The sequence below is a fragment of the Pelosinus sp. IPA-1 genome, from assembly GCF_030269905.1.
GTDB lineage: Bacteria > Bacillota > Negativicutes > DSM-13327 > DSM-13327 > Pelosinus.
Window position 1 is genome coordinate 386,414 of sequence record NZ_BSVC01000006.1, and the last position, 17,672, is coordinate 404,085.

Sequence of the window (17,672 nt, forward strand, 5' to 3'; positions counted from 1 at the left end):
AAGGAGTCATTAATGATATCATTATGTAGTAAGTATTATTCGCGAGTTGTAGCAAATTTCTGGGGGCAGACCTTTTCTGTAGTTTCGTTAGGTGTATTAAGCGCTCTTTACTTTGGTTCCATAGGTCTGGCCTGGGCGGTAACTGGAGAATTTACCCGGTGGGGAGGGCATTTTTTACAGCTTATCGGCTTAGATACAAGTCAATATACTTATTTAAAACTTATAAACTTTACTGGAACCCCCTTAAGTAGGATTGACGGTGTAATGGTCATGGGTATGTTTATTGGCGCTTTTATTAGTGCTCTTTTCGGACAAAATGTAAAGTTGCGGGTTCCATCAGGAAGACGCATATTGCAAGCTTTAATTGGAGGAATCATTGCGGGATTTGGAACAAGACTGGCAATGGGATGCAACTTAGCTGCATTGTTTACTGGAATTCCACAGTTTTCCTTTCATACTTGGCTTTTTACCCTTGGTACGATATTTGGTACCTATTATGGTTTAAAACTAAGTATGCGCCCATGGATGATGGGAACACCAAAACTGGTTTCTGTAAAAACAGTGGAAAATACGATTGAGAATCAGTGGTATTACCGTATTCAACCCTATATAGGGGTAACGGGACTTATTATTTTTATTTACTACTTACTGCAAAAAGTAAATGCTAATTATGCACTAAATTTATTGCTTGCGACTTGTTTTGGTTTTGGATTTGGTTTTCTGATACAGAAAGGTCAAATTTGTTTTACCTCAGCTTTTCGAGATCTCTGGCTTATTGGTCGTTCTACCATGACGAAAGCATTAGTATGGGGGATGGTTGTTCAAACGATAATTACTGCCGTATTTCTAGCAAATGGCATGCCTCCTAAGGTCATTTGGTGGGCTGGACCTGGTGCATTACTAGGAGGAATTCTATTTGGATTAGGCATCGTGATTGCAGGCGGTTGTGAAACAGGATGGATGTATCGTTCAGTGGAAGGTCAGATACAGTTTTGGTTTGTCGGTCTTGGTAATGTTATTGGAGCAACAATTTTAATTCTTGCCTGGGATTCTGGTGTATATACTTGGTTAGTAGAACCTTTCCCAAAAATTAATTTGGTAACTAATTTTGGTTATGTTGGAGCTATTCTTCTTACGATGACCATGTTATTGTCTTTATATATTTGGGCTGATTGGCGTGAGGTATCAAAAAAAGGAATACTCGTGAGGAGGCCAGCTCGTGAACAAGCAAAGTGATAAATTATACTTATTAGATCTTAGAGGTGAACCTTGCCCTTATCCTGTTGTCTTTTCATTAGATACGTTAGGTAAGCTAGAGAAGGGAAGCATTGTAGAAATCCTTGCGGATTGCCCGCAAAGTTTTATAGCGGTGCCTGAAGAGGTTAATAAAGCAGGATATAAAATGTTAGAATGTCCGCAAAAAATTGGGCCAACGTTACGTTTTTTAGTCCAAGTTCCCGAATGATATAGCTTTACCAGATTGATGAGGTGGTAGTAATGGATTTATGGGATGCGATTGATTTTAAGGAACCTTCCCTCATTGCTTGTACTGGAGCTGGTGGAAAAACATCGGTTATACTATCACTTGTTAATGGGGCCCGCCAACGTAATTTTCCTGCTTTAGTTTCTACAACAACAAAAATGTTTTATAGCCAGGTAGTAGATCTCAATCCTATTTTCACTGGTGAATTTGATGCGGGGGCAGCTTTTGTTGCCTCTCATTTATGTCGTGGTGGGATTGCTGCCTGGTTTCGTAGAATGGAAGGCGATAAAGTAATTGGATTACCGCCAAAATGGCTTGATCGAATAGCAAAGCAAAAACCCAGTTCCTATATCATTGTTGAGGCTGATGGTGCCAGAGGATTATGGCTCAAAGCTTCGGAGGGCCATGAACCAGTAATACCTGATTGTACTAACATAACGATTGGTATATTAAATCTAAAGGCTATAGGACAGCCGCTTACCAGTGATATAGTTCACCGTTTAGATTTAGTATTAGCACTATTGCAAAGACAGAAGGGTGCAATTACTAGATGGCAGGATATAGCAACACTAGCTCTTCATAATCGTGGAATTTTTCAATATAGCCAGGGAAAAAAGATTTTGTTATTAGCTGGAGGTAGTGCGGAGCAAACAAATAATGTGAAGCAGATTGTCAATCATTTGACGACCTATAAATCAGGAATAGATAAATGCATTGTAACTGAAGGACACGGGGCACTTTTGCAGCCAATTGAGGTGCATGATTTATGATGAAAAATATAGGTGTTATTATTTTGGCGGCAGGTTTTGCTAGTCGTATGGGTAAGCAGAAGCTATTACTACCTTTAGGAGAAAAACCAATATTAATGCATGTAATTTCTACTGCTATGAGCACAGGTTTTGCCGACTGTATCACTGTCATCGGTGAACCAAAAGATAAACTGGCAAAGTTGTGCACTCAGTTACATAGTGATTGGGCCTATAATTCAGAACGGCATACAGGACAGGCATCCTCTATTGTTTTAGGACTTAATAAATTACAATTGGATTTAGATGGAATTTTATTTTTACTAGGGGATCAACCGTTAATTACACAAGCATTATTGCAGGCTCTATTTGATAGTTTTGCATCTATAGGTAGTAATAAATCTATTATTGTACCCCGGCATAAGGGACAGCTATATAGTCCCGTTTTATTTGGATCTTGGTGGCGGCCTCATTTAGCAGCTTTATCTGGCGACTGTGGTGGACGTAGTTTTATTCGAGAAAATCCTCGTTATGTAATTCCTGTAGAGTGGCCTGATGGTAATCCCTTTTATGACGCAGATTCTTGGGAAGACTATCAATCCTTATGTAAGCTTTGGGTAGATCGTGCTGTAGATTAGTTTTATTCCCCTTTGCTGTTATAGGGGACTTTATTTTACATATCTAATTAAACCTGGCCTAGGCAAAGGAGAGTAAGGTAACGATATGGATATTTTTACAAAATTATTGAAACAGATCGAACAGTTTCAGTCAGCGGATATTATAACAATAGTTGATTCACCAAAAGAAGATCAGTTAGGGCAAATGCTGGCTATATCGAATAGCGGTGAGATCGATGGAATGCTTGTCAATATGGAATTTACTAGCCAGATTGTCAATGAAATAGCAAGCTTAAATTGGCAGCATCCAAAGATCATAGAAACAGAGTATTTTGGGCAGTATCGTCTATTTTGGGATCGATTAAGCACCCGTCGAAGGGCCTTGGTACTTGGCGCGGGGCATATCAGCCAACCCTTGGTTGAATTGCTACATCAAATAGATTATGCTGTAACTGTCATAGATGATCGCCCTGATTTTGCCAATATAGCTTTTTTTCCTAAAGCGGAAAGAGTGATCTGCGAAAACTTTAATGTAGCTTTGAATCAAATCGACTGCCGAGTATATTCGGCAATTATTATTGTAACTAGAGGGCATCGCTATGACCTGGATTGCTTACATTCAGTTCTTCATTATCAAGTGCCGTACCTTGGTATGATTGGTAGTCGGCGGAGGGTTAGTGGGATTATGGATAGATTAGCTAAGGAAGGTATTGCAGAAGAAACATTATCTCGACTTAGAGCTCCTATCGGTCTTGATATTGGTGCCGAGACACCAGCCGAGATCGCTCTTAGCATTGTTGCGGAGGTGTTAGCAACAATACGATATGGAACATGCCTGTCCCTTAGTGGCATACGGAGGTGAGAAAGTGGATGAAATGATTCTTAGGGCTATTTGTAAAGTTAAGGAAGAAAAGAGTGCAGCTGTATTAGTAACTATTATTGCGACTCGCGGCTCAACACCTCGTAAAGCTGGCACCAAGATGCTTGTGTATCCTGATGGAAGAATGCTAGGAACAATTGGCGGGGGCTGTACCGAATCAGAGGCTCGCTTGCAGGCTCTTAGGGCACTCGACGAAAATCTATCATTTACTCATCATTTGTCCTTGCTTGATGAAATGGCTGCTGATGAGGGCATGATTTGTGGTGGTACTATGGAAGTATTTATTCAGGTGCTCTAAAAGTAAAGGGATAGCAAAGTTTAGAATAAGAATGTTTTGGGCAGAGTTATATAGTAGAGATGGTAAGAATAAAGAGTATGTAAAAATTGCAGAGTAAGAAGATAAAACAAATTAATCGTTGTTGGCATATTTATAGAATAGAAGGTATACAATTTCCTGTTGAGGAATTGTATACCTTTTTTAGTAATCTCAAAAATAAATACAGGAATTCTAAAGAGTATAAGAGTATGTATTTGTAGTGATATAATTTAAATATACTGTTTTTATTGAGTGCATTTGAATTATAAAATTTTCAAGGGGTATTTAAATTATGGGATTTTTAAAAGAATACATAGGCAAATATGGTAAGTCTTTTTTCATTGCAGTTTTTTTTGTAATGCTTGAAACTGTATGTGATCTTCTGCTGCCGACGATTATGTCGCAAATTATTGATGTCGGTATAGCTGATAAAAATATGGACTACGTATTTTCAAAGGGAACTTTAATGATTTTTATCACGGCATTAGGCGCTGTTGCTGCTTCTGTTCGTAATGTAATATCGAGTAATGTTTCACAAAAATTCGGCGCAGAACTTAGAACAGATGTATATAAAAAAATTCAAAGTTTTTCATTTGAACAGATTAATAAATTTGATACGGCTTCGTTAATAACGAGATTAACAAATGACGTTTTGCAAATACAAGCCTTAGTAAACGGACTTATGAGGATTTTCATTAAGGGGCCTTTTTTGTGCATAGGGAGTCTAATTATGGCTACACGCCTAAATTATAATTTAGCAACGGTGCTAGCTGTGGTTGTTCCTATTGTTGGAGTGTTAATTATAATTAATATGAAGATTGGGTTTCCTTTTTTTACAAAAGTACAACAGGCTCTAGATAAAGTAAACAGTGTAATTCGAGAATATTTGTCTGGTGTTAGAGTGGTAAAGGCATTTAATCGATTTGATTATGAAGTAGAAAGATTTAATAAAGCGAATAAAGAGTTTCAGTCTAGATCTGTACAGGGCTTACGTGTAATGGCTTTATTTGGTCCTTGTATTATGTTGACTGTAAACTTTGGCATCGTTTCTGTACTTTGGTTTGGGGGCATAAGGGTTAACATAGGCGAAATGCAAGCTGGTCATATTATTGCTTTTATTAATTATATGACACAAATTCTTTTTTCCTTATTGCTTATTTCCATGATTTTCAATATGTTTGTAAAAGCCAAAGCCTCTGCAGAACGTATTAGTGAAGTGATTACTCAAGAAAGTAATATAATTGGGGAAATCCACCATGAAAGACAAAGCGATATAAAAGGGAGAATAGATTTTGAGAATGTATTCTTTTCTTATGAAGGAGTATTGGGGCAATTTATTCTTAAGGATATTAACTTAACTTGTATGCCTGGAGAAACTATTGGCATTATAGGAGCTACTGGGTCGGGTAAAAGTAGTCTTATCAATCTTATCCCGCGTTTTTATGATGTTACTTTGGGTTGTATCAGAGTAGATGGCGAAGATGTTAAGAGTGTAAACCCAAAAAGAATACGAGATAAAGTAGCAGTCGTTCCCCAAAAAACAGTTTTATTTACGGGTACTGTTATGGAAAATATAAGATGGGGAAAAGAAGATGCTACAATGGAAGAAATTCAAAAAGCGGCAATGATTGCTGAAGCACATGATTTTATTTCTGCATCCCCGGAAGGTTATCAAACACGATTAGGGCAAGGGGGAGTTAATTTTTCTGGAGGACAAAAGCAACGAATATCTATTGCACGGGCTTTGGTGAGAAAACCAGAAATTCTCATTCTAGATGATTCTACAAGCGCTGTCGATGTAGTTACTGAAAGAAAAATTAAGAAATCATTAGAGAAATATGCAAAGGATCTCACCTGTGTAATTATTGCACAACGAATTTCTTCAGTTATTGATGCAGATAAAATAGTAGTGCTAGAAGAGGGGAAAATTATTAGCATAGGGAAACATAATGAATTACTAAAAACTTGTCAGGTGTATCGAGAAATATTCCAATCACAATTAGGTAAGGAGATGTAGTTATATGTCTCAGTCAAAGGACGGCAAAGAACAAAGTAGTCGAATAGCAAGTGGTATTGGAAGGCGAGGATTTGGCAGAAGCCGTCAAGGAGAACCTGTCGTTAAACCTAAAAATTTTATAAGGACTATTAGGCGGTTATGGCTTTATCTGAATAAAGAACGTAAGCTGCTAATACTTATTTTTATTTTAATGCTAGCGGATTCTTTACTGTCTCTTATCGGTCCTTATTTAATTGGTATGTCTATTGATGCTATGTCTGTTTCAATGAACATAGTTGATTTTAAAAAACTGGAAATTATAGTAATTACACTTGTTTTTGTATATGTTTTTAATGGTCTTCTTTCTTTTTGCCAAGGGTGGATTATGGCGGGGGTGTCTCAGCAGGTAGTTACCAATCTTAGAAGTACATTATTTGGAAAAATGCAAAAGCTTCCTATTGTTTTTTTTGACCAACATTCTCATGGAGAGTTAATGAGCAGGCTATCGAATGATATTGAGAATGTAAGTAGTACGATATCCCAGTCTACAACTCAATTATTATCTGGCTCTATTGCGATTATTGGTTCTCTGATTATGATGATAGCATTAAGCCCTTCCCTAACATTAGTTAGTTTACTTACTGCACCATTGATTATTTTACTTGCACGGATCATTGCTAAAAAGACTAGTAAGTTATTCAAAGAACAGCAGATGCAACTCGGCAGATTGAATGGACATATTGAAGAAACCATTTCAGGAATACAGGTAGTGAAGGCATTTAATTATGAAGATAAAGTGATAGCAGAATTTGATGAGATAAATACAAAGTTATGTGGCGTCGGATTAAGGGCGCAAATTTGGTCTGGTTTCCTTATGCCCCTAATGAATGTAATTAATAATATTGGATTTGCTCTTATTGCTATTGTTGGTGGTGTATTAGCCATCGATAACTTAATAACGGTTGGCGTTATCGCTAGTTTTTTAAGTTACTCAAGACAATTCGCCAGACCTTTAAATGATATAGCCAGTTTATTTAACCTTTTACAGTCAGGCGTGGCTGGTGCAGAAAGAGTGTTCGAAATTCTTGATGAACAAGAGGAAACGCCTGATCGGCCTAATGCTGTCGTATTAGAAAAGGCAATAGGAAACGTAGTATTTAAAAATGTAAGCTTTGGTTATAGAGCAGATGTTTCCGTATTGAAAAATGTAAGCTTTGTAGCAAATGAAGGTAGCAGCACTGCACTTGTGGGGCCTACAGGTGCTGGGAAAACTACCATTGTAAATTTAGTTACTCGTTTTTATGATGTGACAAATGGTGAAATATTACTGGATGGACGTGACATAAAAGACTATACCAGAGATAGTGTAAGGAGAAGTTTTGGTATTGTACTTCAGGATGCCTATTTATTTTCCGGTACTATCAAGGAAAATCTAAAATATGGCAAACCCGATGCTACCGATGAGGAAATGAAAGCAGCAGCTGTAATGGCTAATGCAGATGCTTTTATTGCACGTCTTCCTGAAAAATATGATACGCTGCTGTCGGAAAACGGTGGCAGCTTAAGCCAAGGGCAGAAGCAACTTTTAGCGATTGCCAGGGTTATTTTAACAAAGCCATCGATACTGATCTTGGATGAAGCGACAAGCAGCATTGATACTCGCACTGAGCTTCATATACAAGACGCTTTACTAAAAATTATGGAGGGTCGTACAAGTTTCGTTATTGCTCATAGATTAAATACCATTCGCGATGCAGATAACATTTTGGTAATTGATCACGGTAAAATAGTAGAAAAAGGGAGCCATGATTTTTTGATATATAAGAAAGGAGTATACCATGGTATGTTCTTTAATCAATTTCAATTAGAAATTGAATAGGCACAAAATTTTATGAAGAACTGCATTTTGAAGCATAAAGTCGTATAATGAAAATTGTTCAATCTAAACAAAGAAGACAAGATTTAATTCATGTTAAAAGTCTTTGCATCTACTAAATTCATGTGGTATTATATATTCACTGTAGTAAACAAATTGCCTGGGGTGTACGTTATCTTTTATATGTCCAACCTACTTTTTAAAATAGGGAATCTAATGGTATTTGGCTGCCGAGCCACCTTGAGTGGATGGCAAAAACATATCTAGGATGCCCACCTGCTAGCTGCAGGTTTGGACATATTAAAGAAACGATATTATGGGCGTTCATTTTTTCTATGGAGAGAAGACTTGCCATTTGGTAAGTCCTTTTTTTTACGGTAGCAGGAAGTAGCAAATCTTCTTATTCATAGTAAAGGACTAAGGCTCGGTGGAAGCCTTAGTTCCTTTACTATCTGAAATCATCTAGTTTGTTTTCATATTCTTTTTATAAATAATCATAGATGGTATAACTAGGGACTTTTTCAAAGAAAAAAGTAGATATATCAAAAGTCTAATTAATAGAGAAATTCCTTAATATTCCATAGTCAATGGCTTTGCATCTACTCAGGTGATGTGGTATCATATAGTTACTGAAAGAACAGCAATATGCCTGGGATGTTTGTTATCTTTTATATGTCCAACCTACTTTTATAAATGGGGAATCTAATCGTTATGCGGATGTCGGGCCATCTTCGAGTGGATGACAAAAACGTAACTAAGATGCCCACCTGCGAGTGGCAGGTTTGGACATATAAAAGAAACGATATCATGGGCTACATAGTTAATAGATGGAGACCGTATTGAATTCTAATTTCAATACGGTCTCTTTATATATATGTCTACACTTTTTAATTTTAAGTTCCCTATTTTGTAAGATACATCTGGTAATAAACCGTCTATCATTTGTAGATATGCGATTTGACTATAATTACTGTAGGAGAGGGTTATTACAGATCATGACTATAATAGGTGTAGTTTTCCATCAATTTTTCTTTTGACAATTAATAAGATTATAAAAAATATTATTAATTTAACAGGAAATACCTTTCAAAAAATTGAACTAGTTTATCCGATAGACAAAGTTGGTAATAGAGTTAAGTTAATAGATAGAATTGAAAGGTATTTTTGTAAAAAAGATAAAAGGTGAGTGAAAATATGTCAGCAGTTCAAATCAAAGAAATTGCATACGAACAATTTGGTAATTGTATTGAAATTTCCAATGGAGTAATCAATCTAGTAGCGACAGTGGATCACGGACCAAGAATCATAAGAATCGGCTTTATTGGTGGCGAGAATGAGTTTTGTGAAAATAATGATGCCACTCTTGTGACTTATGGGAATGAGGAATGGAAGATAAGGGGAGGTCATCGATTATGGCATAGTCCGGAATATTTTCCTCGCTCTTATATTGCTGATAACGAACCGGTAGAATGGCAAACCACTGAAAATGGAGTTAAGTTGGTACAAAAGGTTGAACCTTGGGTGCAGATAAAAAAGGAAATGGAAATTGAATTATCAGCAGATTGTAATAGGGTTGTTGTTACACATCATTTAACAAATAAGAATGCTTGGCCTGTAGAATTAGCCGCATGGGCCTTGAGTGTCATGGCTACGGGTGGTATGGAAATAATACCGCAGCCATCTAGAGATACTGGATTTTTAGGCAATAGAGTGGTGGCTTTATGGCCTTTTACCAAAATGAATGATCATAGAATTTATTGGGGAGATAAATACATTGTCTTAAGTCAAGATCCTAAAATGAAACCTCCCTTTAAAATAGGGATTCCCAATGAAGATGGATGGGCAGCATACTTTAATCATGGTAATTTATTTATCAAAAGGTTTAATCATATGATAGGGCAGAAATATCCAGACTTTGGTGTGTCGTTTGAAACCTATACGACTGACTTTATGTTGGAGATGGAATCTCTTTCTCCGTTAACACTACTAGAACCTGAATCAACACTTATTCATATTGAAGAATGGGAGTTGATTCAAAATGTAGATAGGCCTAGTAAGGAGGAAGCTAGTATTGATGCCATTGTCAAACAATATATTGCTAAATAATTGAAAGAATTAAATAAGTAAAAAAACCGCAAAAATTCTGTGAAATAGGTATATTTCGCAGGATTTTCGTTCGTTAATGGCAAATGTCATAAAGTATAAAAGAGTCGTTTAGTGAGAGTGGAATTAAAAGAGTAGCAGACGAATTAGAATAGTGTCTACATAAAGAGGCGCTTACATATCATCTTCTTTTATTTCATATTTTACTTGCTCTTAGAAAGAAAGGAGAATCGTATATAATATGCTTGGTATGGAGTTTTTGGTAATTTTAGGATGTTTAATTTTAGGTACTCGATATGGAGGTATGGGACTAGGACTAATTAGTGGTATTGGTCTTTTTATTCTTACTTTTGTCTTTCATTTACAACCAGGACAGCCTCCTGTTGATGTTATGTTAACCATTTTAGCGGTAATTGGTTGTGCATCTGTATTACAAACTGCTGGCGGTTTAAATGTTATGATGAAGGTTGCGGAACGTATACTCCGCCGACATCCTGCGTACATCACAATTTTGGCTCCAGTTACTACTTGGACATTAACTTTCTTATGTGGTACTGGTCACGTAGTCTATACTATGTTTCCTATTATTTATGACATTGCCGTAAAGAAAGGCATTCGTCCAGAAAGACCTATGGCCGTTGCTTCCGTTGCCTCACAAATGGGTATCGGTGCATCTCCAGTATCGGTTTCGGTAGTTTCAATGGTTTCCATTTTGGCGCAAGCTCATGGTGTAGGTAAAGCGATTGGTATTCTTGATTTATTATCTGTTTCAATTCCCTCTACCTTAATCGGGGTAATCGTAGCGGCTCTTTGGAGTATGAACCGTGGTAAGGATCTTGATAAGGATGAGGAATTTCAAGCTAAACTCAAAGATCCTGAACAAAAAGCATATATTTATGGAAGTTCTGAAACATTATTGGATAAAGTGTTTCCAAAGGAATCCTACTGGGCAACTTGGATTTTCTTTGCTGCTATTGGTGTTGTAGTATTGTTTGGCTCATTTCCTAATTTACTTCCTTCCTTTGGTCCCGTTGGAAAGATGAAACCCTTATCCATGAATCTAGTGATTCAGATGTTAATGTTGATTGCAGGTGCTATTATTTTAATTGTTTGCAAGGTTAATCAAAGGGAGATTTCCAATGGACCTGTCTTTAAGGCTGGTATGGTAGCGATTGTTTCAGTATTTGGTGTTGCGTGGATGAGCGAGACTTTCTTTCATGCGCATTTTGATTTGTTAAAGAGTACTTTAGCTGGAATTGTTGCTAGCAAACCTTGGATGTATGCGATTGTGCTATTTCTAGTTTCAAAATTAGTAAACAGTCAAGGTGCTGCTGTTGCTGCTATTGCGCCATTGGGTCTCAGTTTAGGCGTAGATCCTAAAATGATGGTAGCTTTCTTCTCCGCTTCTTACGGTTATTTTGTATTACCAACTTATCCAAGTGATTTAGCTTGCATTGGTTTTGATCGTTCCGGTACTACTCGTATTGGTAAATTCATTATCAATCATAGTTTTATTGCCCCTGGTCTAATTGGCGTTGGAGTAGGGTGTCTTACTGGTTACGTATTAGTTAGTATTTTTATGTAATATTCTTGCCCTAAAGCTATAAAAAAGTCTCTCATCATTTTTGATGAGAGACTTTTTTGGTTAATTAAGATTTGAGGTCCCATGAATTTTCTGAACAATGAAATTACTTAACGATCAGTTTTTAATTTTTGTATTTGCAAATATTTCTTTTGTAACTCTCGCTCAATTAGTTCAATTTCTCGTAGAAGGCTAATAACTTGTGGGCCGTCAGCTTGTCCGTAGATAAATACCTTTTTACCGTAATCTTTAAAAAGACGATCTTGTTTTACTTCTAAATATTCCATTTGGACTCGGAGTTCGGTGACGTCTTTAGCCCATTTGAGGTCATCCCCTAGTTCCTCCCATAAGGTGGCAAACTTCTTAGAAAATAGTTCTTTATATTGAATTACTTTTTCCTTATCCATATAATAACCTCCTTATATTCCAATTAGATATTCTATTGGCGGTTTATGAATGAAAACCTCTTTTATTGCGAATAAATTTATAAATTTTGGTAAAAGGTATTGATGTATTAAAAAAAATGTCGATATGACTATGTAAAAACTATCATTATTTGCTATAATAAGGAGGAAGTACTGTGTGTCCTTTTAAGTATGACTGTATCATTTCCTGTCCACCAGAGCTCTATTGTGATAGACATAAAACATGTGCACGGTACATAGCAGCAAAGGAAGTTGGTATTGCAGCTGTACCAGATGAGATGTCAGCGATTAACTATGCTTTAATTCAGACACTAAAAAGATAGTTGTTGTAGATATATATATATATATATATATAACAGTAAATCTAATACCGCCCGTTTGGGCGGTGTTTTGATTTGTTCTTTATAGTGATGATCTGTAGCATTATAGTAGTTATTTTAGAAATAAAGGAGATCTTTTTATGAATGAAGTTATTAATACTATTAAGACTCGACGAAGTGTACGTATTTACCGAGAGGAACAAATTAAGGAAGAGGAACTACAGTTGATTCTAGAGGCTGGTTTATGGGCACCGAGTGGCCATAATGCTCAGCCATGGCATATTACTGTTATTCAAGATAGAAAACTAATAGAACATATGAGTCATGTTGCTACACAAGATATGGCCCAATCAACTTTACAATGGGTGGCCCGTATGGGGCGTAGTGGGCGAAATCTCTTTTATAATGCTCCAACTGTGCTTATTGTATCAGGTAAGAAAGAAGAAGATACTATGCTTAGCTCTGTTGTAGACTGTTCAGCTGCAATTCAAAATATATTATTGGCTGCGGAATCACTAGATATCGGTTCTTGTTGGATTGGGTTAATTCGATTCTTTTTTGCTCATGAGATGGAAGTTGAGAAACTACAGTTACCAGCAGGATATAAGCCTTTATATGCTGTTTGTTTAGGATATAAGGCACGAACGAATGGTCGAGGCCCAGAACGTAAGAATGGAACTGTTAGTTATATTCGATAATTTTAAAGTAATAAGAATCGCTTATTGTTTTTTTAGATACCAGAAATAGAGTATAATGAAATAATCTATAAATAAATAATAATTATATGATATAAAGAGGAGATAAGATGAGTAATTCATTTGAAGCAATAGGCATAACTACATCAATGATAGAAGGATTGGGTAAGGCTGGAATCAATGTTCCTACTGGGATACAGGAAAAGGTAATTCCCTTGGCCTTACTTGGAAAGGACATCATAGGGCAATCGGCAACTGGTACAGGTAAAACATTAGCATATTTATTACCTTTATTCCAAAAAATCGATACGACGAAACGTGAAATGCAGGCCATGATTCTTGCACCTACTCATGAACTTGCTATTCAGATACAACGGCAAATTGAGGTCTTGGCGAAAAATTCAGAACTACCTATAACTTCAACCCCGATTATCGGAAATGTAAATATCGCGAGGCAGATTGATAAGTTAAAAGAGAAACCTCACATTATAGTAGGATCTAGTGGTAGAATATTAGAATTGATACAAAAAAAGAAAATAACATCTCAGACAATAAAGACTATTATTATTGATGAAGCGGACCGATTACTAGACGATAGAAATGTTGATAGTGTGAAAGCTGTACTAAAAACAACATTAAGAGATCGACAGGTCTTGTTATTTTCGGCGACGATAACTCCGCAAACGTTGGTATTAGCTACAGGAATTATGCGCGATCCGGAGGTTATTACCGTTGCAGAAGAATCTAGTGATAGGCCTGATATTACTCATATGTATTTTGTTGCAGAACAAAGAGATAAGGCTGAAGTAGTACGCAAAATGGTAAGGTTAGTAAATGCTGAGCGTGCATTGGTTTTCATCAATAAAAGTGAAGATATCGAAGAGACTACGGCAAAACTTGTCTATCATGGACTAAAAGCTGCTGGTATACACGGTAGTTCTATAAAAGGTGATCGTAAAAGATCTTTAGAAGAATTTCGGAAGGGGAAAGTTAATCTTCTGGTTGCTTCGGATGTAGCAGCACGAGGACTAGATATCGTTGGTGTAGATTATGTGTTTAATCTGGATCTGCCTGAAGATCCGCAAATATATTTACATCGTGTAGGCCGCACTGGGCGAGCAGGTAAAAGTGGTATTGCTATCTCTATTGTCACTAAAAAGGAAGTTGCCTTGATTCACAAATATGAGAAATTCTTAAAAATAAATATAGCACCCAAATATATGGAACATGGCAAAATATTTGATAGTGGCAAAACTCGTAAGTAGAATTGTTTTGCAAATGATTAATAGAATGGACGTATAAAGTAATTTTAGACTTGGCGCAAAGCTAAGTCTTTTTTTTATTATATATTTTGTTTTGTATGCAAATATAATGTGATACATATAATAAAGTAGGAAAGGAGTGAGGGTGGTGAAATTGCTTTCTGTTGGCTTAAGCGGAACAACCCAAGATATACGCGAGAAACTCCAACTGGATTGTAAAACGCTAATAAAGGACGGATATAGAGTAGCTATTGATGAAACGAATAAAGGACATTATACTTTTATTGGTTGTAACGTAATGGAAGGTGAGTTGTCTTTTCGTAATTATGAACGAATAAAGAATGCCGTCAAACATCATGTTGCCCAAATGCTGGCCGAATTGATTATTTCACGAGAAGAAAAAAAGATCGTTTACAAAATTATCGAACATAATTATTATTATTTTTCTGAAGAAGAACGTAAAATTATTTACGATAATGCATTGCATTTACTGAATGATAACTATGGTGTAGTTGCAGATTTTGGATTTGGCATGCGTTGTAAAAGTATAGTAGAAAAGATTGGGGAATATCTTGATTCTCATCATGAGCTAGTTTTGGAGGGATTTGTAAATTTTAGATTAAAAGAATATCGAGAAAATTTAGCAAAAGTGGTAGATACAGCTGTAGATGATTTTATGATGGAATTGGAATACAAAGAGTTTATTCGTGTATTGCGATATTTTGTTACAATTCAAGAGCCGCAAATGGAAGAAGTACACGTTGTGATTATTAACTGTGGAACTTATAAAATTTTGGATGAACAAGGAAACCTAATTAACAATCAAATGTTAGAAACATTTGCAACGAATAGTGATGAAACAATTAATTATGAAGATTTGTTAATTACAGCTCTTATTACAATAGCTCCTTACAGCGTTATGGTTCACGTTGATGATAATTATCGGTCTGCTACCCAAGGTGTAGTAGATATTATAAAAAATATTTTTGAGGGTAGGTTTATGGTATGTAATGGGTGTGATTTTTGTATAAAAGCTTATAAGGAATATTTTACACCTCCTAGCTGAAACAGTTACTATAGATCTTGACAATCATATTGAAAATAGATATTATTATTTTAATAATTAAATTTGTAAAAGTAATGCAAAGGATAAGACAATAGTGTAACTGTTGTTTCAGAGAAAAGATGTCGTAGGCTGTGAGCATCTTTACGTACACCATTATTGTTACCACCTTTAAACTGCTATGCTGAAAATTTTATGCGATTAATTACGTAAGTACTTGATTGTCTTTATAAAATAGTAAGCTGTGCCGGGGTAATTCCCGTTATCAAAAATTGAGATGGGCTTTGGCCAATCAGGGTGGAATCGCGGGTTATAACTCTCGTCCCTATATGGGGATGAGAGTTTATTTTTTTTGAAGAAGATGCATGAGGAGGAAGGTTTAAAATGAAGATTCAAATTACGCTAAAAGATGGAAGTCTGCGTGAGGTTGAGCAGGGAACAACTCTTGCTGAATTTGCAGCATCCATTAGCCGTAGTTTAGCCAAAAGTGCTGTAGCTGCAAAGGTGGATGGTCAAGTAACCGATTTGCCAATTAAACTAGAAAAGGATGCGAAAGTAGAATTTCTTACTTTCCAGGATGCTGAAGGACGTGATGCCTTCCGCCATACATCATCACATATCTTGGCTCAGGCTGTAAAACGTTTGTATGCTAATGCAAAAATAGCAATTGGCCCAGCTATCGCCAATGGCTTTTATTATGATTTTGATATGGCTTCTGCCTTCACGGTAGACGATTTGGCGAAGATTCAAGCCGAAATGGAGAAGATTGTTAAGGAAGATTTTCCAATCGAAAGAATGGAGGTTGACCGCGATGAGGCTATTCGTATATTTGAGAAATTAGGTGAAGATTACAAAGTAGAATTGATTAGGGATTTGCCTGCTGATGTAACGATATCCATGTATAAACAAGGGGAGTTCATTGATTTATGTGCTGGCCCACATCTTTCATCAACAGGAAAAGTAAAGGCTATCAAACTACAGAGTGTAGCTGGTGCTTATTGGCGCGGTGATGAAAAACGTAAGATGTTGCAAAGAATTTATGGTACTTCTTTTGAAAAGAAAGCGGAGTTAGATGAATATATTACTATGTTGGAAGAGGCTGCGAAACGAGATCATCGTAAATTAGGTAAAGAACTTGACTTGTTTAGCATCCAAGAAGAGGGGCCGGGATTCCCATTTTTCCATCCTAAGGGTATGGTTCTTAGAAATGAATTGGAAAATTTCTGGCGGAAATTACATTTTAAATATAGATACCAAGAAATTAAGACTCCGATTATTTTAAATCAAAAGCTATGGCAACAGTCCGGTCATTGGGATCACTATCGAGAAAATATGTATTTTACCAAAATTGATAATGAAGGATACGCAGTAAAACCAATGAATTGTCCAGGCGGAATTTTAGTATATCGTACCCAACACCATAGTTATCGGGATTTTCCTCTTAGAACAGCTGAGTTAGGATTAGTACACCGTCACGAAATCTCGGGAGCATTACATGGGTTAATGCGTGTGCGGAGTTTTACCCAAGACGATGCTCATATTTTTATGTTGCCAGCACAAATTAAATCAGAGATACAAGGCGTAATTGATTTATTTGATACTGTGTATAGTACATTCGGTTTGTCTTATCATGCAGAATTAAGCACAAAACCAGAAAAAGCAATGGGTTCTGATGAAGTGTGGGAAGTAACAACTAATGCTCTTAGAGAGGCTTTGGAAGAACGGGGGATGGAGTACCGTGTAAACGAAGGCGATGGTGCTTTCTACGGTCCTAAAATTGATTTTCACCTTAGAGATTCTATAGGCCGTACTTGGCAGTGCGGTACGATCCAATTGGATATGCAGATGCCAGAAAAGTTTGATCTTACCTATGTAGGAGAAGATGGGCAAAAACATCGTCCTGTTATGATCCATCGTGTAGCGTTTGGTAGTATGGAAAGATTTATCGGAATTTTGATCGAACACTATGCTGGTGCCTTTCCGACTTGGTTATCACCTGTACAGGTTAAAATTTTACCGATTACTGACCGCCAAGCAGAATATGCAAAAGAATTGGCTGCTACTATGTTTGAACAAGAAATACGTGTAGAAGTAGATGAACGTAGTGAAAAAATTGGTTACAAGATTCGTGAAGCACAATTAGAAAAAATTCCTTATATCTTAGTTGTTGGCGACAAAGAAGTGGAATCAAATAGCGTTGCTGTGCGTAAACGTGGTCAAGGTGATATTGGTGCACAAAATGCTACTGAATTTATTGCTACTCTATTAAAAGAAATAAAAGAAAAACAATAAGTTCATTTTAGTGCTT

16 protein-coding genes and 2 other RNA genes are annotated in these 17,672 nt (G+C 36.4%); 17 read left to right on the top strand and 1 reads right to left on the bottom strand.

From position 1 onward, the window contains the following. Window positions 1-12: 12 nt before the first annotated feature. The 12 genes from yedE (at window position 13) to QSJ81_RS16920 (ending at window position 11,602) form a co-directional block, all read left to right on the top strand. Window positions 13-1,236: a selenium metabolism membrane protein YedE/FdhT gene (gene yedE, locus QSJ81_RS16865; RefSeq protein ID WP_285718521.1), complete on the top strand. Its 1,224-nt coding sequence runs from the start codon at window positions 13-15 to the stop codon at window positions 1,234-1,236. Further along, window positions 1,220-1,465, top strand: coding sequence for a sulfurtransferase-like selenium metabolism protein YedF (gene yedF, locus QSJ81_RS16870; protein ID WP_285718522.1), 246 nt, complete (start codon window positions 1,220-1,222; stop codon window positions 1,463-1,465). Before yedE ends, yedF begins: the two co-directional genes overlap by 17 nt. A gap of 32 nt (window positions 1,466-1,497) precedes the next feature. Then, window positions 1,498-2,253 (top strand): selenium cofactor biosynthesis protein YqeC, encoded by a 756-nt coding sequence (yqeC, locus tag QSJ81_RS16875; RefSeq protein ID WP_285718523.1) that lies wholly within the window; start codon window positions 1,498-1,500, stop codon window positions 2,251-2,253. After that, window positions 2,250-2,867 (top strand): nucleotidyltransferase family protein, encoded by a 618-nt coding sequence (locus tag QSJ81_RS16880; protein WP_285718524.1) that lies wholly within the window; start codon window positions 2,250-2,252, stop codon window positions 2,865-2,867. The genes yqeC and QSJ81_RS16880 overlap by 4 nt, the downstream gene beginning before the upstream one ends. Window positions 2,868-2,952: 85 nt before the next feature. Beyond that, window positions 2,953-3,708, top strand: coding sequence for an XdhC family protein (locus tag QSJ81_RS16885; RefSeq protein WP_285718525.1), 756 nt, complete (start codon window positions 2,953-2,955; stop codon window positions 3,706-3,708). Between the two features lie 13 nt (window positions 3,709-3,721). After that, a complete protein-coding gene (locus QSJ81_RS16890; RefSeq protein ID WP_285718560.1) occupies window positions 3,722-4,024 on the top strand; it encodes an XdhC family protein in 303 nt (100 codons plus the stop codon). A 310-nt stretch (window positions 4,025-4,334) separates the two neighbouring features. Beyond that, window positions 4,335-6,059, top strand: coding sequence for an ABC transporter ATP-binding protein (locus tag QSJ81_RS16895; RefSeq protein WP_285718526.1), 1,725 nt, complete (start codon window positions 4,335-4,337; stop codon window positions 6,057-6,059). A 4-nt stretch (window positions 6,060-6,063) separates the two neighbouring features. Continuing rightward, window positions 6,064-7,917 (top strand): ABC transporter ATP-binding protein, encoded by a 1,854-nt coding sequence (locus QSJ81_RS16900; RefSeq protein WP_285718527.1) that lies wholly within the window; start codon window positions 6,064-6,066, stop codon window positions 7,915-7,917. 151 nt (window positions 7,918-8,068) lie between these two features. Next, window positions 8,069-8,241: non-coding RNA, 6S RNA (gene ssrS / locus QSJ81_RS16905), on the top strand. Window positions 8,242-8,557: 316 nt separating this feature from the next. Beyond that, window positions 8,558-8,732: non-coding RNA, 6S RNA (gene ssrS, locus QSJ81_RS16910), on the top strand. A gap of 376 nt (window positions 8,733-9,108) precedes the next feature. After that, complete coding sequence (locus tag QSJ81_RS16915) at window positions 9,109-10,020, top strand: hypothetical protein (protein WP_285718528.1); 912 nt, start codon at window positions 9,109-9,111, stop codon at window positions 10,018-10,020. Between the two features lie 238 nt (window positions 10,021-10,258). Next, on the top strand, window positions 10,259-11,602 hold the full coding sequence (locus QSJ81_RS16920; protein WP_285718529.1) for an anaerobic C4-dicarboxylate transporter: 1,344 nt from the start codon (window positions 10,259-10,261) through the stop codon (window positions 11,600-11,602). A 107-nt stretch (window positions 11,603-11,709) separates the two neighbouring features. Here the strand turns inward: QSJ81_RS16920 and QSJ81_RS16925 are convergent, their stop codons facing one another. Next, the gene (locus QSJ81_RS16925) at window positions 11,710-12,006 is read right to left on the bottom strand and encodes a hypothetical protein (protein ID WP_285718530.1); all 297 of its coding nucleotides are present in this window, start codon (window positions 12,004-12,006) and stop codon (window positions 11,710-11,712) included. Between the two features lie 173 nt (window positions 12,007-12,179). Between QSJ81_RS16925 and QSJ81_RS16930 the strand changes: the two genes are divergently transcribed. The 5 genes from QSJ81_RS16930 to thrS all read left to right on the top strand — a co-directional run bounded on the left by QSJ81_RS16930 (window position 12,180) and on the right by thrS (window position 17,656). Next, on the top strand, window positions 12,180-12,347 hold the full coding sequence (locus QSJ81_RS16930) for a hypothetical protein (protein WP_285718531.1): 168 nt from the start codon (window positions 12,180-12,182) through the stop codon (window positions 12,345-12,347). Between the two features lie 137 nt (window positions 12,348-12,484). After that, window positions 12,485-13,042 (top strand): nitroreductase family protein, encoded by a 558-nt coding sequence (locus QSJ81_RS16935; protein WP_285718532.1) that lies wholly within the window; start codon window positions 12,485-12,487, stop codon window positions 13,040-13,042. Between the two features lie 107 nt (window positions 13,043-13,149). Beyond that, on the top strand, window positions 13,150-14,304 hold the full coding sequence (locus tag QSJ81_RS16940) for a DEAD/DEAH box helicase (RefSeq protein WP_285718533.1): 1,155 nt from the start codon (window positions 13,150-13,152) through the stop codon (window positions 14,302-14,304). Window positions 14,305-14,449: 145 nt separating this feature from the next. Further along, window positions 14,450-15,367, top strand: coding sequence for a sporulation protein YtxC (gene ytxC / locus QSJ81_RS16945; protein ID WP_285718534.1), 918 nt, complete (start codon window positions 14,450-14,452; stop codon window positions 15,365-15,367). A gap of 381 nt (window positions 15,368-15,748) precedes the next feature. Then, on the top strand, window positions 15,749-17,656 hold the full coding sequence (gene thrS, locus QSJ81_RS16950; protein ID WP_285718535.1) for a threonine--tRNA ligase: 1,908 nt from the start codon (window positions 15,749-15,751) through the stop codon (window positions 17,654-17,656). Window positions 17,657-17,672 lie beyond the last annotated feature (16 nt).